This is a genomic window from Actinoplanes sp. NPDC051633 (assembly GCF_040681735.1).
GTDB lineage: Bacteria > Actinomycetota > Actinomycetes > Mycobacteriales > Micromonosporaceae > Actinoplanes.
The window spans coordinates 1-1,188 of the sequence record NZ_JBFAZH010001730.1; the positions used below are offsets into that span (position 1 = coordinate 1).

Sequence of the window (1,188 nt, forward strand, 5' to 3'; positions counted from 1 at the left end):
CCTCGCGGTTCACCGCGACCGGGGTCTCTACCTTGACGTCGCCCGGGCCGGTGGCGACCAGCCGCCCGGTCAGGAAGCCGTCCGGCCGGTCGCCGCGGGTGTCCGCGGTGACGGTGGTCGTCGCGGTGCCACCGGCCGGGACGGTCAGGCTGCTCGCGGCGACCGTGAACGCGCCCGCGCCGCCGGTCAAAGCCAGCGACAGGGTGATCGCCGCGGCGCCGCCGTTGCGGTACGTGACGGTCTTGGTCACCGGGACGTCGTCGTCGTGCGGCCACGGCTGCCGGCCGAAGCTGACGCTGCCCTCGTCCACCGACACCGCCTGGCGGATCACCCGGGCCACGTCCACACGGCCCGCGCCCTGCCCGAACGGATCCACCCCCTCGGTCGGCTTCGCAGCGCCCATCAGCAGGGTCTTACGCTGCCGGGCCGACCAGCCCGGGTGCTGCTGCGCCACGATCGCGGCCGCGCCGGCCACATGCGGGGTGGCCATCGACGTGCCGGACAGGCTGGTGTACCCCTCCTCGACCGGGGTGCCGATGAAGCCGTTCGCGGCGCGGGCCGCGACGATGTCGACACCCGGCGCGGTAATGTCCGGCTTGATCGCGTCGTCGCCGACCCGCGGGCCGCGGCTGGAGAAATCAGCGAGCTGATCCTCGTCATCGACCGCGCCCACCGCCAGCGCCGAATCGGCGCTGCCCGGCGAGCCGACCGTCGCGGTCCCGCCGGCGTTACCGGCCGCGATCACGAACAGCGTGTCGTGCGCGGCGGTGAGGTCCTCGACCGCCTGCTCCACCGGGTCGAGGCCGGGCGCGTCGCCGCCGCCCAGACTCAGGTTGACCACCGGCGCGATCGGCGCCGCCCACTGCATGCCGGCCAGGATCGCCGACTCGTCGCAGAAATCGGTCTCGCACACCTTGCCGATCGCCAGCTTCGCGCCCGGCGCCACCCCCCGGTACCTGCCGCCGGACTTCGCACCGGAGCCGGCGATGATCGAGGCGACGTGCGTGCCATGGCCAACGGTGTCATCGGCGGAGCCGGCCGTGGTGAAGTTCTGCACCGCGGCCAGCTTGCCCGCGAAGTCGGGATGGGTCGCGTCAATGCCGGAGTCCAGCAACGCGACCGTCACACCGGTGCCGTCCAGGCCCTGCTGCCAGGCCGCCGGCGCGCCGATCTGCGGCACGCTCACAT

The 1,188-nt window shown here is 73.8% G+C and carries 1 protein-coding gene; it reads right to left on the reverse strand.

The annotated features are described in order from the left end of the window. Window positions 1-1,188: S8 family serine peptidase (locus tag AB0M20_RS44720; protein WP_364307686.1), on the reverse strand; the 1,188-nt coding region annotated here is incomplete at both ends.